This is a genomic window from Geothrix alkalitolerans (assembly GCF_022808885.1).
Lineage (GTDB): Bacteria > Acidobacteriota > Holophagae > Holophagales > Holophagaceae > Geothrix > Geothrix alkalitolerans.
In genome coordinates, this window is record NZ_JAKZLE010000005.1 from 263588 (window position 1) to 279403 (window position 15816).

General features: G+C 58.6%; 23 protein-coding genes. 1 reads left to right on the forward strand and 22 read right to left on the reverse strand.

Going from position 1 to position 15816, the window contains the following annotated elements; genetic code table 11:
* Positions 1–31 precede the first annotated feature (31 nt).
* From rlmF to MLJ35_RS11800, 6 genes are all read right to left on the reverse strand, one after another.
* Positions 32–1045: a 23S rRNA (adenine(1618)-N(6))-methyltransferase RlmF gene (rlmF, locus tag MLJ35_RS11775; protein ID WP_243384505.1), complete on the reverse strand. Its 1014-nt coding sequence runs from the start codon at positions 1043–1045 to the stop codon at positions 32–34.
* A 1-nt stretch (position 1046) separates the two neighbouring features.
* Positions 1047–1601 carry a hypothetical protein gene (locus MLJ35_RS11780; protein WP_243384506.1) on the reverse strand — a complete coding sequence of 185 codons (555 nt, stop codon included), beginning with the start codon at positions 1599–1601 and terminating at the stop codon, positions 1047–1049.
* 28 nt (positions 1602–1629) lie between these two features.
* Complete coding sequence (locus MLJ35_RS11785) at positions 1630–2103, reverse strand: methyltransferase family protein (RefSeq protein ID WP_243384507.1); 474 nt, start codon at positions 2101–2103, stop codon at positions 1630–1632.
* 2 nt (positions 2104–2105) lie between these two features.
* Positions 2106–2927: a class I SAM-dependent methyltransferase gene (locus tag MLJ35_RS11790; RefSeq protein ID WP_243384508.1), complete on the reverse strand. Its 822-nt coding sequence runs from the start codon at positions 2925–2927 to the stop codon at positions 2106–2108.
* A gap of 178 nt (positions 2928–3105) precedes the next feature.
* A complete protein-coding gene (locus tag MLJ35_RS11795) occupies positions 3106–3615 on the reverse strand; it encodes a GNAT family N-acetyltransferase (protein WP_420843042.1) in 510 nt (169 codons plus the stop codon).
* Positions 3616–3680: 65 nt separating this feature from the next.
* A complete protein-coding gene (locus MLJ35_RS11800; RefSeq protein WP_243384510.1) occupies positions 3681–3869 on the reverse strand; it encodes a hypothetical protein in 189 nt (62 codons plus the stop codon).
* 249 nt (positions 3870–4118) lie between these two features.
* Between MLJ35_RS11800 and MLJ35_RS11805 the strand changes: the two genes are divergently transcribed.
* Positions 4119–4478, forward strand: a complete 360-nt coding sequence (locus MLJ35_RS11805; protein WP_243384511.1) for a hypothetical protein — start codon at positions 4119–4121, stop codon at positions 4476–4478.
* A 67-nt stretch (positions 4479–4545) separates the two neighbouring features.
* Here the strand turns inward: MLJ35_RS11805 and MLJ35_RS11810 are convergent, their stop codons facing one another.
* The 16 genes from MLJ35_RS11810 to MLJ35_RS16260 all read right to left on the reverse strand — a co-directional run bounded on the left by MLJ35_RS11810 (position 4546) and on the right by MLJ35_RS16260 (position 15808).
* The gene (locus MLJ35_RS11810; RefSeq protein WP_243323536.1) at positions 4546–5061 is read right to left on the reverse strand and encodes a hypothetical protein; all 516 of its coding nucleotides are present in this window, start codon (positions 5059–5061) and stop codon (positions 4546–4548) included.
* Positions 5062–5206: 145 nt separating this feature from the next.
* A complete protein-coding gene (locus MLJ35_RS11815; RefSeq protein ID WP_243384512.1) occupies positions 5207–5650 on the reverse strand; it encodes a GNAT family N-acetyltransferase in 444 nt (147 codons plus the stop codon).
* 48 nt (positions 5651–5698) lie between these two features.
* Positions 5699–6295 (reverse strand): hypothetical protein, encoded by a 597-nt coding sequence (locus tag MLJ35_RS11820; protein ID WP_243384513.1) that lies wholly within the window; start codon positions 6293–6295, stop codon positions 5699–5701.
* 123 nt (positions 6296–6418) lie between these two features.
* Positions 6419–6805 carry a YybH family protein gene (locus MLJ35_RS11825; RefSeq protein WP_243384514.1) on the reverse strand — a complete coding sequence of 129 codons (387 nt, stop codon included), beginning with the start codon at positions 6803–6805 and terminating at the stop codon, positions 6419–6421.
* Between the two features lie 142 nt (positions 6806–6947).
* The gene (locus MLJ35_RS16250; RefSeq protein WP_420843038.1) at positions 6948–7379 is read right to left on the reverse strand and encodes a cupin domain-containing protein; all 432 of its coding nucleotides are present in this window, start codon (positions 7377–7379) and stop codon (positions 6948–6950) included.
* A gap of 148 nt (positions 7380–7527) precedes the next feature.
* Positions 7528–7893 carry a hypothetical protein gene (locus MLJ35_RS11830; protein ID WP_243384515.1) on the reverse strand — a complete coding sequence of 122 codons (366 nt, stop codon included), beginning with the start codon at positions 7891–7893 and terminating at the stop codon, positions 7528–7530.
* Positions 7894–8078: 185 nt separating this feature from the next.
* Positions 8079–8576 carry a TspO/MBR family protein gene (locus MLJ35_RS11835; protein ID WP_243384516.1) on the reverse strand — a complete coding sequence of 166 codons (498 nt, stop codon included), beginning with the start codon at positions 8574–8576 and terminating at the stop codon, positions 8079–8081.
* A gap of 134 nt (positions 8577–8710) precedes the next feature.
* Positions 8711–9031, reverse strand: coding sequence for an antibiotic biosynthesis monooxygenase family protein (locus MLJ35_RS11840; RefSeq protein WP_243384517.1), 321 nt, complete (start codon positions 9029–9031; stop codon positions 8711–8713).
* 125 nt (positions 9032–9156) lie between these two features.
* Positions 9157–9735 carry a GNAT family N-acetyltransferase gene (locus tag MLJ35_RS11845; RefSeq protein WP_243384518.1) on the reverse strand — a complete coding sequence of 193 codons (579 nt, stop codon included), beginning with the start codon at positions 9733–9735 and terminating at the stop codon, positions 9157–9159.
* A 147-nt stretch (positions 9736–9882) separates the two neighbouring features.
* Positions 9883–10263 carry an energy transducer TonB gene (locus tag MLJ35_RS16255; RefSeq protein WP_420843039.1) on the reverse strand — a complete coding sequence of 127 codons (381 nt, stop codon included), beginning with the start codon at positions 10261–10263 and terminating at the stop codon, positions 9883–9885.
* A 151-nt stretch (positions 10264–10414) separates the two neighbouring features.
* Positions 10415–10876 carry a hypothetical protein gene (locus MLJ35_RS11850; protein WP_243384519.1) on the reverse strand — a complete coding sequence of 154 codons (462 nt, stop codon included), beginning with the start codon at positions 10874–10876 and terminating at the stop codon, positions 10415–10417.
* A gap of 145 nt (positions 10877–11021) precedes the next feature.
* Complete coding sequence (locus tag MLJ35_RS11855; protein ID WP_243384520.1) at positions 11022–11648, reverse strand: hypothetical protein; 627 nt, start codon at positions 11646–11648, stop codon at positions 11022–11024.
* A gap of 164 nt (positions 11649–11812) precedes the next feature.
* Entirely contained in the window at positions 11813–12223 is a 411-nt protein-coding gene (locus tag MLJ35_RS11860; RefSeq protein ID WP_243384521.1) for a hypothetical protein, read from the reverse strand.
* 1212 nt (positions 12224–13435) lie between these two features.
* The gene (locus MLJ35_RS11865) at positions 13436–14083 is read right to left on the reverse strand and encodes a hypothetical protein (protein WP_243384522.1); all 648 of its coding nucleotides are present in this window, start codon (positions 14081–14083) and stop codon (positions 13436–13438) included.
* A 1071-nt stretch (positions 14084–15154) separates the two neighbouring features.
* Entirely contained in the window at positions 15155–15571 is a 417-nt protein-coding gene (locus MLJ35_RS11870; RefSeq protein WP_243384523.1) for a hypothetical protein, read from the reverse strand.
* Positions 15572–15721: 150 nt separating this feature from the next.
* The gene (locus tag MLJ35_RS16260; protein WP_420843043.1) at positions 15722–15808 is read right to left on the reverse strand and encodes a DUF1287 domain-containing protein; all 87 of its coding nucleotides are present in this window, start codon (positions 15806–15808) and stop codon (positions 15722–15724) included.
* Positions 15809–15816: the final 8 nt, after the last annotated feature.

Below are 15816 nucleotides of genomic sequence, written 5' to 3' on the forward strand. Positions count from 1 at the left end.
TAAATCATACCGATTTGTCCGAAACCTTGGATCACAACCCATCCCACCAGGCCCTCCGGGCCTCGGGATCCAGGAAGGTCCAGGCCACGAAGCGGCTCTGCTTCTGGCCCTGGGCCATGGGCACCGTGCGGACCTCCGACGCCCCGGCCTGGCGGAGCGCCCGCTGCAGGCCTGGCAGGTTCGCGGAGCTGGAGACGAGGCTGGTGAACCAGCGGACCTGGGCCTGGAGGTCCACGCTTTCCGCGATCATGCGCCGGACGAAGCCCGCCTCGCCACCCTCGCACCACAGCTCCGCCCCCTGGCCGCCGAAGTTCCGGGCCACCCCGGCGGTTCCCCGCCCCAGCTTCCGCCACTTGGCCTGGGCGGCCTCCCGGGCCTCCCGCGCCGAGGCATGGAAGGGCGGGTTGCAGAGGGTCAGGTCGAAGCGCTCAGCCGGCCTCACGACATTCCGGAAGATGGCTTGGGGATCGGGCTGTCGGCGCAGGGCGATGGCCGCCTCCAGGCCGGGATTGGCCGCCAGGACGCGGGCCGCCGAGGCCAGCGACGCGCTATCGAGGTCCGAGGCCACGAAGGACCAGCCGTACTCCCGGTGGCCCAGCAGCGGGTAGATGAGGCTGGCGCCGGTGCCGATGTCCAGCGCGCGCACGGCGGCGCCCCGGGGGATGGGTCCGCCCTCCGCCAGCAGGTCCGCCAAGTGGTGCAGGTAGTCCGCGCGGCCGGGGATGGGCGGGCAGAGGGCGCCGGGTGGCAGGTCCCAGCCGCGGATCCCGTAGGCTTCCAGCAGGAGGGCCCGGTTCAGGGCCTTCACCGCCGCAGGATCCGCGAAGTCGATGGTGGGCCCGCCATGGGGGGCGCGCCGCACGAAGGGCCCCAGCTCGGGGCTGGCGGCGATAAGGAACGGGAAGTCGTAGCCGCCGCTGTGGCGGTTGCGGGGGTGAAGGCCCGGCTTGGCGGGCCGACGGGCCGGGGCTTGGGATTTCGGCGTCAAGCCCGGTGCCTGGCCCGGTGCCTGGCCCGGCGTCTGGGGCCGTGGCTTCGAGGCCATGTCAGCGGCCCTCCCCGTCCGGGGCCAGGCGGGTGGCCACGAACCAGAAGCCGAAAGCGAGGAGGAGCGTCAGGACGGCCACGGTGGCGGCCAGGGAGCGGCCCTGCCAGAGCCCCTCGAACCAGTGCCGGAACTCCGTGACCAGGACGTTCAGCTTCCCTCCGTAGACCTCCAGCTCCCGCAGGTATTTCTTGGTGTCCTCGGGCTCGTAGCCCAGGGGGTTGGCCATCCGGGGCCTGGCCCGCAGGTAGATCAGGGCCGCGGCGCCAAGGCCCGCCGTCAGGATGCCCGCGGTGACGCGGCGGATGCGGTGCTTCCGGACGAGTGGGTCGGTCCCCAGCAGCCGGCCGGCCTGGACCGCGTGTCGCATCTCCCGGGACCGGAGCGCCTCCCGCACCCGCGCCAGGTCGGCCTCGGGGACCGCCGCCCCCCGCCGCCCCAGCTCCGCCAGGGCGGCCTCCACGGCCTCGGTCTTGTAGTCCTGGGGATGTTCCAGGTAGCGGCGCAGCTCGGCGTCGGCCAGCGTGGGGATGCGCGCGAGGAACGAATCGGTCATGTCCCCAGCATAGTTCGAGTGCCGGGCCCTAGAGCCAGCGCCGGACGCTCCTCAGGTAGGCCTGGTAGTCCGCCCCGAAGCGGGCCGCGAGGTGGCGCTCCTCCCGGGCGATGACGTGGAAGCGGATGACGAGCAGGACGGGCAGAAGCATGAGCGCGGGCCAGAGCGCATTCGCCAGCAGGGCCACGCCGGCGTGGAGCAGCGAGAGGCTGAGGTACAGGGGGTTCCGGGTGAAATGGAAGGGCCCCGCGGTGAGGAGCGCCGAGGCGGGGCGATCGGGTCGCACCGTGGTGCGGGCCCGGCGAAAGGTGAGGAAGCCCCAGAGCGCCAGGGCTGCCGAGCCGAGGACGAGCACGCCGCCCGCCAGCCGCAGAAGGGGGTTTCCCGGCGCGGCGAAGGGCATCGGGACGCGGCGCTGGAGCAGGAAACCGAGGCCCAGCCCCGCGATGAACACGAGGGGCGGCGGGAGGCGGACCCCGGGGCCGGTGCGGTCCGCGTCCATAGTCAGGCCCGGCCGAGGCCGATGCAGGCCTCCGCCCTCATGACGGGCATCCCGCGCCGGGACTGGGCGCGGAGGGCCTCGATGTACTCGCGCCCCACGGCTTCAGTGGCCTCGGGTCCGAGCTGGCTGAACAGGTGGGCCAGGGGCGGCGCCGACCGCGTGAAGCCCGACCAGTAGGCCTCCGGCTCGTCGATCTCCTGCACGGCCGTGGAGGTCACGACCTCCACCTCACGGAAGCCGGCCGCTTCCATGCGGGCCTTCAGCGTTCCGGCGCCGCTGAGCCTCGCCCACACGGGCGGCGCGGCGGGGGGCTGAAGCCCCGGGACCACCTTCTGGACCGCCTGACGCACCAATGTCATCAGCTGCAGGTTGGCGGGGTCGCGCCAACAGACGATCGCGGCGCGCCCGCCTCCGCGCAGGGCGCGCCGAAGCTCGGCCAGGCCGCGGTCGATGTCCGGGAAGAAGATCAGGCCCAGCACCGAGGCGCCGGCGTCAAAAGCTCCGTCGGGAACGTCCAGGGCCTGCCCGTCCATCACCTCGGCGGAGATGCCCGAGAGCTGTTCCTCGGCGATGCGCTCCCGGAGCCGGTCCACCATGCCCGGGGCGAAGTCCGTCGCGAGGACCTTCGCCCCCGCCCGCGCGGCCATGAGGCCGAAGATCCCCGTGCCCGCGGCCACGTCAAGGACGCGTTCGCCCCGCCGCAGGCTCAGCAGACGGAGTGCGTGCGCCGCGAACTGGCCGCTCAGACCCTCGAAGGCCCGCTCATAGTCCGGGGCGATGGCGCCCCAGTTCCCGGCCACCTGGTCTGGACTCAGCTCGGCCATGGGGAAGCTCCCGGGAGGGACCCGGCGGCGGTCAGGCCGGGCCCGCGATGTGAGATCGAGACTGCATCTGCATGAACGCTGCAGGGATGAAGATAGCCCGGTTCCCCCATGACGCCAGGGCGGGTCGCTTGGTAAAAAGATGGCGTATTGTTCTGATCGGAGGCTGGCGGGCGGAGGGTCAGGCCCTGGTGGCCGTGGTGAAGAAGGCCGGGTGATGCGTGACGAGCCCACTCGGGAGGTCCGCGGTGAAGGGAAGGCACAGGACATATTCCGGAGGCACCTCGTGGATGCGGAGCGAAGGGACGTGCCTGAAGCCGAAACGGATGTAGTAGGCCGGATCGCCGACGAGCAGGCAGCCGTTCGCCCCGGGGGAGCGGAGGCCATCCAGGCCGGCCCTGATGAGCGATGCGCCGATGCCCTGCCTCTGGTGGGAAGGCAGGACAGCCACGGGGCCGAGCGTGTACCAGCCGAGGTCTTCGCCCTGGATGAGGGCCGGGGAGAAGGCGATATGGCCCACCACCTGACCCTCCCGTTCGGCCACGAGGGATAGGGTGAGGGCGCCGGAAGCCCGCAAGGCCCGGACGATGAGGTGCTCTGTCTGGCGGCTGTAGGGGTGGTTCTGGAAGGCTTCCAGATTGATTCGATCGATGGCGGGAATGTCAGCCGCTGTTTCGGGCCTGATGATCAGGGGAACCCCCATGGCAGAGCTTGGTGATGGATGCCGTCCATGGTCGACCCGCGATCCATCTGCGGTCAACCTGCGCGGCTTTCCCGGTACAGCATCGTCGCCAGGGCTCCGCAGAACAGGAACGCCGCCAGGCTCATCCAGGCGGGGATGAGGGTCCCGCCGATCTGGACCTCCAGCCCGAGGATCACCCGCACCAGGTGGGCCAGGGCGACGATTCCGAGAAAGGCCGTGGCAAGGAAGGAAGCAGGCTTCATGGGCACCTCCGCATGGCTCCGGCGCCAGACCCAGGATCAGGTTCCAGGGACGGGTCCGCCACCTTCCCAGGGATTCGACCGGCTCCTCCGTCATGGTCTGAGTTTCCCCCGCAAGATGAATGTTCCGATGGCAGAAGACGAGCCCGTCCGCGCCTCGCGCACGGACAGGAAAATCCGGCATCCGGCCCTTCCCGCTCGGAGTTATGATCGTCCTTCTTCTTCGTCACGGGACAGGCCGAGGAGGTGGTCATGCTGCGCACCAGGGTGATCCGGGATCTGGATGAGATGCGCGGCCAGGCCTTCCCGCCGCCGTACACGCTCATGGAAACCCTCGAGACCACGGAGGCCCGCGGCGAGGCCTGGTGGGTCCTCATCGCCTACGAGCAGCACGGAACCCAGGCAAGGTGGGTCGCCGTGTTTCCCGAGGCCGAGGAGGCCAGGTTCTTCACGGATGGCGACGACCTGCGGGGGCGCTGGGACGCGGACCACGAGATCTTCATCCCGGGCGATGGCTCGCCCCTGGATCTTCGGGGCAACCCCGTGTCCCTGGCCTCCATCGAGGAGGAAGAAGAGGAAGAGGACGCCGAGGCCGAGGAAAGACGGCGATAGGGGACTCGAATCCCTCGGCGCCTGTTCGCGGCCGCCAAGGCGCTGCCGGGGCCTGTCTAAGGCCGCATCATCGATCCGGCGTGACGACCATGACGATCTTGAGCACCCCGTGGCTTCCACCCTGGAAGAGGCTGTCGAACTCGTCCTTGGACATCACCAGGGTGGAGCTGTCGGACCTGTATTTCTTCTCCTTGGCCGAGATCTCCTGCTCCGTGAAGGCCGCCAGCGGCTGTCCGGAGCGGAGGACCGAATAGCGCAGGACCACCTTCCGGTCGAAGGAGGGGCGCACGTAGGCCGTGGACTGGATCTTCAGCTCCACCTGCTTGGCCTTGTCATTCACGGTCTTCTTCACCACGACCAGGGGAAGGGACACGTCATCGCAGACAAATGTCCCCTGGTCCGTGAACGAGTACATGTTCGCGGGCTCCGCGACATTGAGCCTATCCATCGGCAGCTCGAGGACCATCGGGGACGAGAACTCGCTCTGACGCACATCCGCCACGGTTCCCTGCCGGGCGGCCACCTGTCCCATCAAGGGCAGGGCCAGCAGCATCACGCAGGCGCACTTGGTTTCCAGGCTCATCACGGCTCCATGAATGGCGGAAGAAAAAACGCGTGGAAGCCCCGGGTGGGAAAGAGCAGCCACGGATATGGGGATCGCTGCATCATTCTGCCCAGGCGAGAACGGATGCGGAAGGCCGTGCCGATCGGGTCCAGGGTGGCCAGGGTCAGTCCCGCAGGCTCTTGAGGTAGACGTGCTGGGTCTTCCTGCGGAGGTAGCCGAGCGACTCGTAGAACCCGTGAGACTCGGGCCGCAGGACATTCGACCTGACACCGAGGCCCGTTCCCGACTGATCCAGGACCCACTGTTCAGCGGCTTCGACCAGCGCCTTGCCGATCCCGGACCGTCGGGCCGTCATGTCCACGACCAGGCCCACGATCTCAAACTTGGTTCCCGATTCAAGGGTGACGCGACGCTCCGCGGCCAGCCAGCCGAGGAGGCCGCGGCCTTGGAGCGGTTCTGCCACGAGCACCAGGTGAGAAGGATTGGGCAACAGCAAGGTCAGCCGCCGGGCGATCTCCTCGCGCTCCGCGGGATATCCGAGCGTGCCGGAGAGGCGCGCGATGTCAGAGGCATCGGACAGGTTGGCCGATCGGATCCGGTGGCTCATGGGCTGCCCGTCGAACGAAGTGATGGGAGGGTCATATTGGCGCCGAGCTCAACGAAATGAGCTGGCGGCCCGTTCAGGCTTGCGGCTTCGTGAGGCCAGCACAGCCACGGTGCCGTTGAGGATGAACAGATATGCGACAAACGCTGTATTTTCAAAGGTGTGGGCCTGGATCGACAGGAAGCTGATTCCGAAGCCGAGCGCGCTGACTGTGTAGGCAACCCAGCTCTCGGAATGGGGATGGCGATACGACTTGATGAGGGTCGGTATGCCCGCCAGCAGGTCGGCCAGCAGCGAGAACAGGATGGCCAGGTTCGGCTTGTCGGTCATGGCCCAGAGGACAATGCCGATGATGGCCGCTGCCATCAGGTAGTAGTCGCGCGGTTCGGTTTTCCAATAGGCCTTCTTGTTGAAGAAAGACGCCGCAACGATCAGCAGGGGCGTGAACCCGGCGGCAAACGACGCCCACGATAAACCCTTCACATCCTGCGCCCTTTGCGCCACGAAAATGATCATCGGGAAGATCCCCCAAAGCAGCCACGTGATGCGGTTGGGCTGGGTTTTGCCGACGATGGTTTCGTACAAGTAATAGAGGCCGCCGAGCGAGCCGACGATGGCACCGATCATGGCGAAGGATTCGGGAAGCATGGGTGGCCTAATCATTGGCGTCACCCGGACACGCCTGCATCGAAGCGACAAGCGGAGCCGAGGAAACGGGTAGCTGAGAGAGAGTGGAAGCCAATGCAGGCGGCGTCCGAGTTGAGCTAGGGGTTAGGCATCGTGGGAATCGATTAGGTCATGGCCGTACGAGTTGTCGATAGAACAAAGCCATTCGCCGGAAACGGTGCGTTTGAAGACATATGTTGCTTTGCGTTCAGTCTCTGGAAGATTGGCAGCTGAGACAATGGTTTTGGCCAGCACCAGCGCAGTGTCGCCTGCCTCAAGAACGGTCATGCCTGCTTGCCTGACGACCAACGAGTGCTGGAAGTAGTTTGCGATTGCCTCGAAGGCTTTCTGTATCTGAATTCGCCCAACCGCGTTCAGGCCCGGCTTTACAACCAGAACAGCATCCTCAGTGTAGATATTGCCGAGTGTTTCTAAATCTTCCGCCATGATGGCCTGGTCTGCTTTGTGGATTTGAGCCTCGACGGGATGCATGTTGTTTGGTCGCTTTCTTAAGATGCCTAACCGATGAAGCTACTCGGACCCGCCTGCACCGTGGCGACAAGCGAAGCCGAGGAAGCGAGAGGACGAGATAGAGCGGAAGGCAATGCAGGCGGGGTCCGAGTGGTGCTAGGGGTTAGGCGTGTGGAGGCGCAGGTACGAGGCCATAACGTGACATAACCGCAAGAAGTTCAGCCCGGTTTGGGGGTGCACCGATATTTACGACAGTGCCGACATCACGGAAGAATTGGGCCCCAATGTCTGGGGTCAGTACGATAAGTGCGCGTGCGGTTGTGTCAGAAGGGTTGCTAAACCCATGAATCGAGCCCATGGGGGTGTGCATCCATTCACCCGGCCCTAGATCTCTCACCGTGCTATCGACGGAGTATCTCAATACTCCTTCAAGGACATAAACACACTCTTCAGTTAATGTGTGGCTGTGAGGTGGTGGAACATTCGAACCAGAAGGAACGAGCAGTTCGAAGACACCCATAGTGCCCTTCGCGGCGCCATCGATTAAGTATTTAATTTCGAGTTGACCGACTTTGATTATTTCAGTCTGATTCATCGAGCCCTCCAGAAACAGGTTGTGAAGGAACGAAAGTGTCTAACGAAAGAAGCTAACCGGTCCCGCCTGCACCGAGGCGCTGGGCGGAGTCGAGAAAGCGAGAAGCTGACAGAGAGCGAAGGGCAACGCAGGCGGGGACCGAGTGGAACTAAGGGTTAGGCCGCTGGTTGAGTTTGTGAAAGAGACGTGGCGCCAGAGCAAGCCAGATAAGGAAGAAAACCCAAACCCGACCTGCCAAAACGTTGTAATCGGATAGGACCTGCCGGATTGGCCGACCCGCAAGCACCAAGCCCATGAAGAACTCGAATGCGACTGTAAGCACCAACCACATGCCACCAACCATGAGTGCATGCCGGCTTGAGGATAGAGGCCACTTTCTAATGACGAGCCAGATAAACCCTCCGATAACAATTGAGCCCGTGAGCGTTGAAAGCTGATGGGCTTGTAGCTCAGGCACCAGCTTGGCAAAGAGAGCTTGCCTGAGTGCGCCATTGGCAATGGCCAGCACGAGCATTGGAATCCAGGCAAGTGCATAACGAAGCATTGGACCCCGGGACGCGGATGCTAGATGATTCGGTGCGACCTAACGAATGAAGCTAAGCGGCCCCGCCTGCACCGAGGCGACGAGCGAAGCCGGGATGGCGAGAAGCTGAGAGAGAGTGGAAGCCAATGCCGTCGGCGTCCGAGTTGAACTGGGGGTTAGGCGAGGATATGGAGATTGCTTTTCCATACTGCCCAGGTAAGAGCAGAAGCGAAAGATACCCAGGCCAAATAGGGAAGAAGCAAGGCGGCAGCAAGGCGGTTTCGTTGCCAGAACATCACAAAGGTCGTCATTATTAACAGCCACAGGAGAAGGATTTCCGCAAAGGCAAGGCCGCCTAAATGCCAAACAAAAAATAGCCAGGTCCATAAGGCGTTTACGGTCAATTGAACAATAAACAAAGAGAGAGCGAGCCATGACTTTCGAAATCCATTCTCTCGCCATATGAGCCAGGCGGAAATGGCCATGAGAATGTAGAGCACTGTCCATGCCGGGCCAAAAAGCCATCCAGGCGGCGCCCAATGTGGGCGAACCAGTGATTGGTAGAAAGATCCTGCTTGAGCGGAAGCTAAGGCTCCGAGTGTCGCGGCAGCGAAACAAAGACAGAGCCACCCAAGGAAGCCCAAAATCTGCTTTGACATGATGTGATGGGCCATGGAATTCCCGAGAGAACGCCTAACGAAAGAAACTAAGCGGCCCCGCCTGCACCGAGGCGATGAGCGGAGACGGGTAAGCATGAGGTTGAGAGGGGCGAAGGACAACGCAGGCGGGGTCCGAGTTGAGCGAGGGGTTAGGCGCCACCTGGAAGGATGAGAAAATCCGCAACTGGTGAAAGAACAATTTCCGGGAAGCGCTCGATGATAGCGTCTTCAAGATGCGCCCGATCCTCGGGTTCTCCTGAAATGGCAAAGGCCCGAGAGCGCGTTTCGGCATCTGGCCATTGGGCATAGGCGTACCAGATGTCATCAGGGCCTCGGTGCAGCCTGGAGCCTAATGCGCCATGATTCTGGCGATAGAAAAGCGTGACCCGTGACCAGGCTTGAATGAATTGGTCTTCTTTCTCTGGGTGAATTCTCCACCGATAAATCACAGCGTATTTTGGAGTCGCCATGAGTGGCACCTAACGAATGAAGCTAACCGGCCCCGCCTGCACCGAGGCGCAGAACGAAGCCGAGGAAGCGGGAGGTTGAGAGGGAGCGAAAGGCAATGCAGGCGGGGTCCGAGTTGAGCTAGGGGTTAGGCCTGTGACGTTAACTTGGCATAAATACAGCTATTACGAAGCTCGCCATCGGGAGCCCGCATGACATTGTGGAGGACTCCTTCGAGTTGAAAACCGCAGCGCTCGGCGACTGCTCTGGAACCTATGTTTTTCTCATCTGCTACCAGCTCTACACGTTTTGCACCAAGTTCGTTGAGTGCCCAGGCCGTTAGAGCATTAACGCCTTCTGAAGCGAAACCTTTACCGGTTTCAGTGCTTCTGACCCAGTAGCCAACCTCTGTCTTAGGAAGATCCCATTCAATTCTGTGCAACCCGATAGAGGCAACCAGTCGACCAGTGGCTTTCTCAAAGGCTAGGTATGGCAAATCTGTGCGAAGGAGGAAATTGGCTTCAGCTTTTCGGCAGCGGATTTCAGCTGACTGTAGTGTCTGTTCTTCTGCTACCCAAGGAAGGAACCAGAGATGCTTGCGAAGCTCGCCGATCGACTCGACTAAGGCCTCATGAAGGGCAGGCGCATCTTCTAAACGAAAGTGACGCAGCAGCAGCCGCGATGTTTCGACTGATGTAGGTACGGGAAAGAGGATTGGGTCTGACATATGATCACTGGGGCCTAACGAATGAAGCTAACCGGACCCGCCTGCACCGAGGCACTGAGCGAAGCCGAGGAAGCGGGAAGTTGAGAGAGGGCGGAAGACAATGCAGGCGGGGTCCGAGTTGAGCGGAGGGTTAGGCCGAAGATTTTACTATCGCAACCTGAAGGGCAATACAAATTGGAACGATGTTTCGATTGGCAAGCCATTTTCAAAAAAAGGGAAAAACTCGACTTTCTGAACATAAAACGTTGCGGTTGGTCGCAATTCAAATGGACCAGCTGCGGCCTTGACCGAGATTGGGATTCCATTCTTATCGATAGTTACATTGAGAGTCACATCTCCCTTAATACCGGCAATTTTGGCATCTCGTGGGTAAGGCGGAGCAGGTGGAAGGAGCTTGACTTTGATCGAAGGGTTTGAAATCTCGTAAGGGCCCGTTATTGGTTGTTTAACCCTGTTCGAACCAAGAGTTGTTGCTGGCGCACACCCAAGAGCAAGTGCGAGTGAGACGTAAAGGAAAAGTCGATGCATAGGAAGTCCCTGGAGGCCTAACGAATGAAGCTAACCGGACCCGCCTGCACCGAGGCGCTGAACGAAGCCGAGGAAGCGGAACGAAGAGAAAGAGCGGAAGGCAATGCAGGCGGGGTCCGAGTTGAGCTAAGGGTTAGACCGCGACGGACCATCAGTCGCCGTCATAGAGAACTACCTCGACGATGGAAATAGTGCGACCCGTTTGGGTGAATCGAATTCGGCTGAGGTAGAGGGTGTTGTGAGAAATGCCTTGATTGTCGTATTCGATTATCCCTGAACGAATAAGTGAACGGGACCTGGCTTCACGCAGGGGAAGAAGGTCTTCACCAGGTTCATGGCCTCCATATTCCTTGGACCGTAGCCAGGATTCAAAGTCACTGAAGGATGTGAACCGGCGAGATTGAACGCCTTCGGGCGATTCGATCAACGAGTGTTCAATCGTTACCTTGAATGGCTTATTGCCGGGATTGGAGAAAGCTCCCAAATTCCTACTCAAATAAGCCTGTTCAAATTTGATGAGAGTAGCTTCAAGCTCCTGATCAATAGGATTCGCCATCGAATGGCTGCTGAAGGCCATCAGTACGGCGGGGAACAGTACGGGAAGGTGATTCATGAGTTTCGCGGTCTAACGAATGAAGCTAACCGGCCCCGCCTGCGCCGAGGCGCTGAACGGAGCCGAGGAAGCGGGAAGATGAGAGAGAGCGGAAGGCAATGCAGGCGGGGTCCGAGTTGAGCGGAGGGTTAGGTGGCTCATGTGATTACGACGGCTCTGGAGTTATCGGTTTCAAGCGACCTGATATCAGGATAGAAACCAGGATGAGAATGATGGAAATTATGTTCAACCAACCACATATCCGGGCGAGCAAGGGGCTCATCATTGCTCCGACCGCGTAATCTTTGATTTGCAGTGGGTGATCCCAGTTCGGTTTGAATACGAAATCACAACCTGGCGGGTAGGCTTTATCAAGAAGACGGACGGAAACTGAATACAACTGATCATCTTGAAGATCAAAAGATAATCCTGTAGGGCCATTTACGGTTTGGCTGTACCCATAGAACAGTGTAGAGACTTCGTGAGGTGGAACAATTTCGTTCCCACGCTTGATTTCAATTTGAATGGAGCCCTTTTCCCACGTCTGCATATATGAAGATGTTCCACTCAGAACGACAGAAGCCTGAAAATGGCGATCTCCAAGACCTGAAAATCTGGAGAGGGCATTGGGCATAGGGCGGATTTTGAACTCTACAGTTTTGCCAGGTTCAAGACTGCATAGAGAAATCCGTTTCAGTTCTTGGGTGGCCGACCAAACTTCATCAACGACAAGTGGTGGTTTGATGTGGTTGCAGGTGCTCGGGATCAGAAGCACCAAGGCAATGAGCAGCATCCATCTGATTGTTTTCTTGGTCGGTTGATAGGTCATAGGTGGAGCCACCTAACGAATGAAGCTAACCGGACCCGCCTGCACCGAGGCGCTGAGCGGAGCCGAGGAAGCGAGATCTTGAGAGAGAGCGAAAGGCAATGCAGGCGGGGTCCGAGTTGAGCTAGGGGTTAGGCCGACTGGGATAGAGCCTTGGAGAGCCGAAGCAAATCTTTGTATTCGTGAGGCGTGAATGGGTGTGAATCGAATTTGTGTGGCGCGTTGATCAAGGGCTGACGGAACTCGGTTGGGATTTCATCATGGTGTCGGCGCAGGGCATTGGCGACTCGACGCTTGAAAATTCGACCGAAGGGGCACTTTGGATCGTCGATGAGGTAGTAACAGCCGAGCTTGATGGCTTGAGGATCACCCTCATTGATACTGGTGGCGACCAGTTCCATTACCTCGCCGAACCATACGAATGGGTGTGGTTGAGAGACCTTGGAAGTGAACGCCTTTGCTAGGGCTGCGTGGGAATGGAGCCATTCACGAGCAGTTTCTAGCTCTTCACGGGCATGTTCTTTGGGATCCAGCCAAGTCATGAAGGCGGCCTAACGAATGTGGCTAACCGGCCCCGCCTGCGCCGAGGCGCTGAGCGGAGCCGAGGAAGCGAGAAGTTGAGAGAGAGCGGAAGGAAATGCAGGCGGGGTCCGAGTTGAGCTAAGGGTTAGGCGGATTCGGGCTTGAAGAAGAGGTTCGGTTGGGCTTGGAGGAATTTGGTTAAAACTGAACAGGGACTGGGCGAATTTGAATCAAGTTAGAAGACGCCTTGGCTTCGTCAATCACGATGGAGACATTTGCGGGAGACCCCGGAGTCCGATGCTTAATTTCAAACTCGTACCGGCCACTTTTGATGTTGGTAATCTCATAAACAACTGTGTAATAGCAACAACAGGAGGTGTCAATTTGAACAATGGTACCATCTGGTTTCACCATGGTTTCGTGTATTTCATTTTCAGAAATTCGAAAGACACCTGAAGGCTGCGCTTTAAATATCAGCTCTGAGCCCCGAATACAGCATTCAAGATATGCATTCATATGTGTAATTGTTAGCTTGTTTGAATCGTAATGGTACTGAATTGATTCTTCCTTTGAGGAAGGCTTCTCAGTGCAATTTGAAAAATGCAGGGTCTTCGATTTGACTTGAGTTGATGAATTAGGAGGGTGCGAATATCCATAAATCCAAAAAGTGAGAAACACTAAGTTTTTTACTGTTTTGGGTGGTGATTTTAAAAACATGGTGGACGCCTAACGAACATGGCTAACCGGACCCGCCTGCACCGAGGTGCTGAACGGAGCCGAGAAAGCGGGAAGCTGTGAGAGAGCGGGAGGCAATGCAGGCGGGGTCCGAGTTGAGCTAAGGGTTAGGCCGATGGGGGCCATGGCCTGATGATGTGGGGAAGCTGGGATTCTAACCGCCAGTCTACTGGCTTACGCTCGGGGTGGAACCACTGGCAGCCCTGGTTGACCCATGATTGGTAATGCTGTTCGTTGTCGTCGTAACCGTACTCGCATCCGCAACATTCGCAGATGTCGTAGGACCACCGAAGTTCCTGTGCTGAGGCATAGCCCGAGGTAAATGGCCCATGCCCACAGACAGGACAGTGCGTTATCGAGGCGTCCATGAGAGGCCTAACGATCGAAGGTAACCGGCCCAACCGCAGCCGGACGTTGAGAGGGGAACGGAAATCCCAACCAAGACGGGAGAGCGGAAGGCATGTGCGGTTGGGTCCGAGTTGAGCGCAAGGTTAGGATCATGGGGCGGACAACGGATGAGATACATCTTTTAGATCTGATTCATCGATGAGCCGCTTTATGCGTTCAAGCGAAGCAGGTTTGTCCGCAGGGTTTGCCTTTACATAATTCATCAACTCCAGTCCGATGTTTTTTATTAACCAAGCTTCACCAGTGGCAGGCTCGTAGTTCATTCCATAATATTTTTGTTGGTATCCAAAATAATAAATGGACCCATCCATTACTGAGTGTGTGATTTCTTGTTCCGGATATTTAGTATGTTTGAGAATGGTTTTCCAGGTTTTATTAATAATTGTGTGATAATCCGAAGATAGCGTGTTTTTAGAATGTCGTATAACAAATTGCTCCCGAAGTGATTGTTTAGGGCTTGGCAGGGTGGCTTCGGTATAGTGAACTGTAAATTGTGGGCCGTCCTTAGTTGAAATACCGGGTATAAATTCCCATGTTACATATATTGCCGATAGCTTTTTACCGGAAAGAACTAACATCCAGAAATCTGCGTTCTTGCCAATAAGGGATTCAATTTGATTGAATTCACAAAACGTAGAAATTGGCACCGGTTCTGGGAAATTCCATGCTGATTGACCAATCAATGGCGTTATGGATTGAACCGCCGCAAGCAGGGCAATCGATCGATGGATTTCCATGTGCGTGATCCTAACGAATGAAGCTAACCGGCCACGCCTGCACCGAGGCGCTGAGCGGAGCCGAGGAAGCGAGAAGCTGAGAGAGAGCGAAAGGCAATGCAGGCGGGGTCCGAGTTGAGCGGAGGGTTAGGCGTGAGAGTCAGGATTGTCGCGGTTGAACCACTCTTTCACCTGATGGAGAGCGGTTTCTAGCGTTTCATTAAGGTCTTGGATAGAGGTTTGCCAATCGTATCGCATGGGTTCATCTCGGCGAGATTCGACATCCTCAGCATGAACCTCAACTCGTTCGTCAGAAGGTGGCTCAATCCAGATTTGACAACATTCTCCCTGCTTACTGGAGGTGTAAATGCACCTGAACTCTGGGGCCTTACTGCCGGCATAGTGAGTCTGCAACACAAGTTGGTTGCGAGACGCCCAATCTCGGATGGTTTTGTCGATAAGAGTGTATTGGTTGTCCATAGAAGCCCGATGGTGTTCTGGTTTCTTGGGTGACGCCTAACGAATGAAGCTAACCGGACCCGCCTGCACCGAGGCGCTGAGCGGAGCCGAGGTAGCGGAATGTTGAGAGAGAGCGAAAGGCAATGCAGGCGGGGTCCGAGTTGAGCTAAGGGTTAGGCGTCGGTTCCGGTTTTTGAATTGAGCCTACGCAAGCGCAAGTCTGAGGCAATGCCTGAGGCAACCACGCCTGCGATTGTCCATGGAATAACGCAGGCCAGACCCCAGGCGGAGTACCCAGGCGATGAATAACCACCGAACCAAACCGGCGACCAATAGATAAGACAAGACAGGGCGAAAGGCGCAACATACAGGATATCTACCTGGATTCGTGGTGTTTTGACCCAAGAAGTGGCCAACGTGACCACGGCAGAGAGCGCACCAACGACAACGAGCCCTAATGGCAGGGAGATCGGTTGTTTGGGCCAGAGCGCGTACATGCGAGACGCCTAACGAAGGAGGCTAACCGGCCCCGCCTGCACCGAGGCGCTGAACGGAGCCGGGGAAGCGAGAGTTTGAGAGAGAGCGAAAGGCAATGCAGGCGGGGTCCGAGTTGAGCTGTGGGTTAGGCAGCACCTAGATGTTGAAGGTGGATTGGATGTGACAAACGATTCGGCCCTGAGGCCGATCAAAATCCTCGAAAGTGGCACGGAAGACTTTCCCAGTTGCGTAATCGAATTCAGCAGCACTGAAGTCAGCGCCGTCAGTTTTGAATTCTGCTTCGATGAGCAAAATGGGTGCACCAGGCGTGAAATATTTATCAAGTAGATCCAGGCTTAATCTTGCCGGGTGCTTTTTATTGAGGTTAGTGTTCCCTGGATCAATATATTTAACCATTATTCCCGATTCCGTCTTGAATTTGGTGAAGAAGGACTTGTGAGCCATCAGGGCCATGACTCCTTCGGGGGTGAGATCGCACCAGCGTGTACCAATTCCGCCGAGTGTTTCAATTCCAAGCCTCTGGGCTGCTTTGCGAAACGAGTATTTGGCCATAACTGACGACTCCTTATGGGGTGTGCAGAGCTGCCTAACGAATGAAGCTAACCGGCCCCGCCTGCACCGAGGCGATGAGCGGAGCCGGGATAGCGAAATACTGAGAGAGAGCGGAAGGCAATGCAGGCGGGGTCCGAGTTGAGCTACGGGTTAGGCCTTGGGATAGCGATAGTGGCCTGTGATTTTAAAATCGAAGAGACGATCTTCGAGCATGACACCCCAGCCGATGTTGTGGATGACGAGTG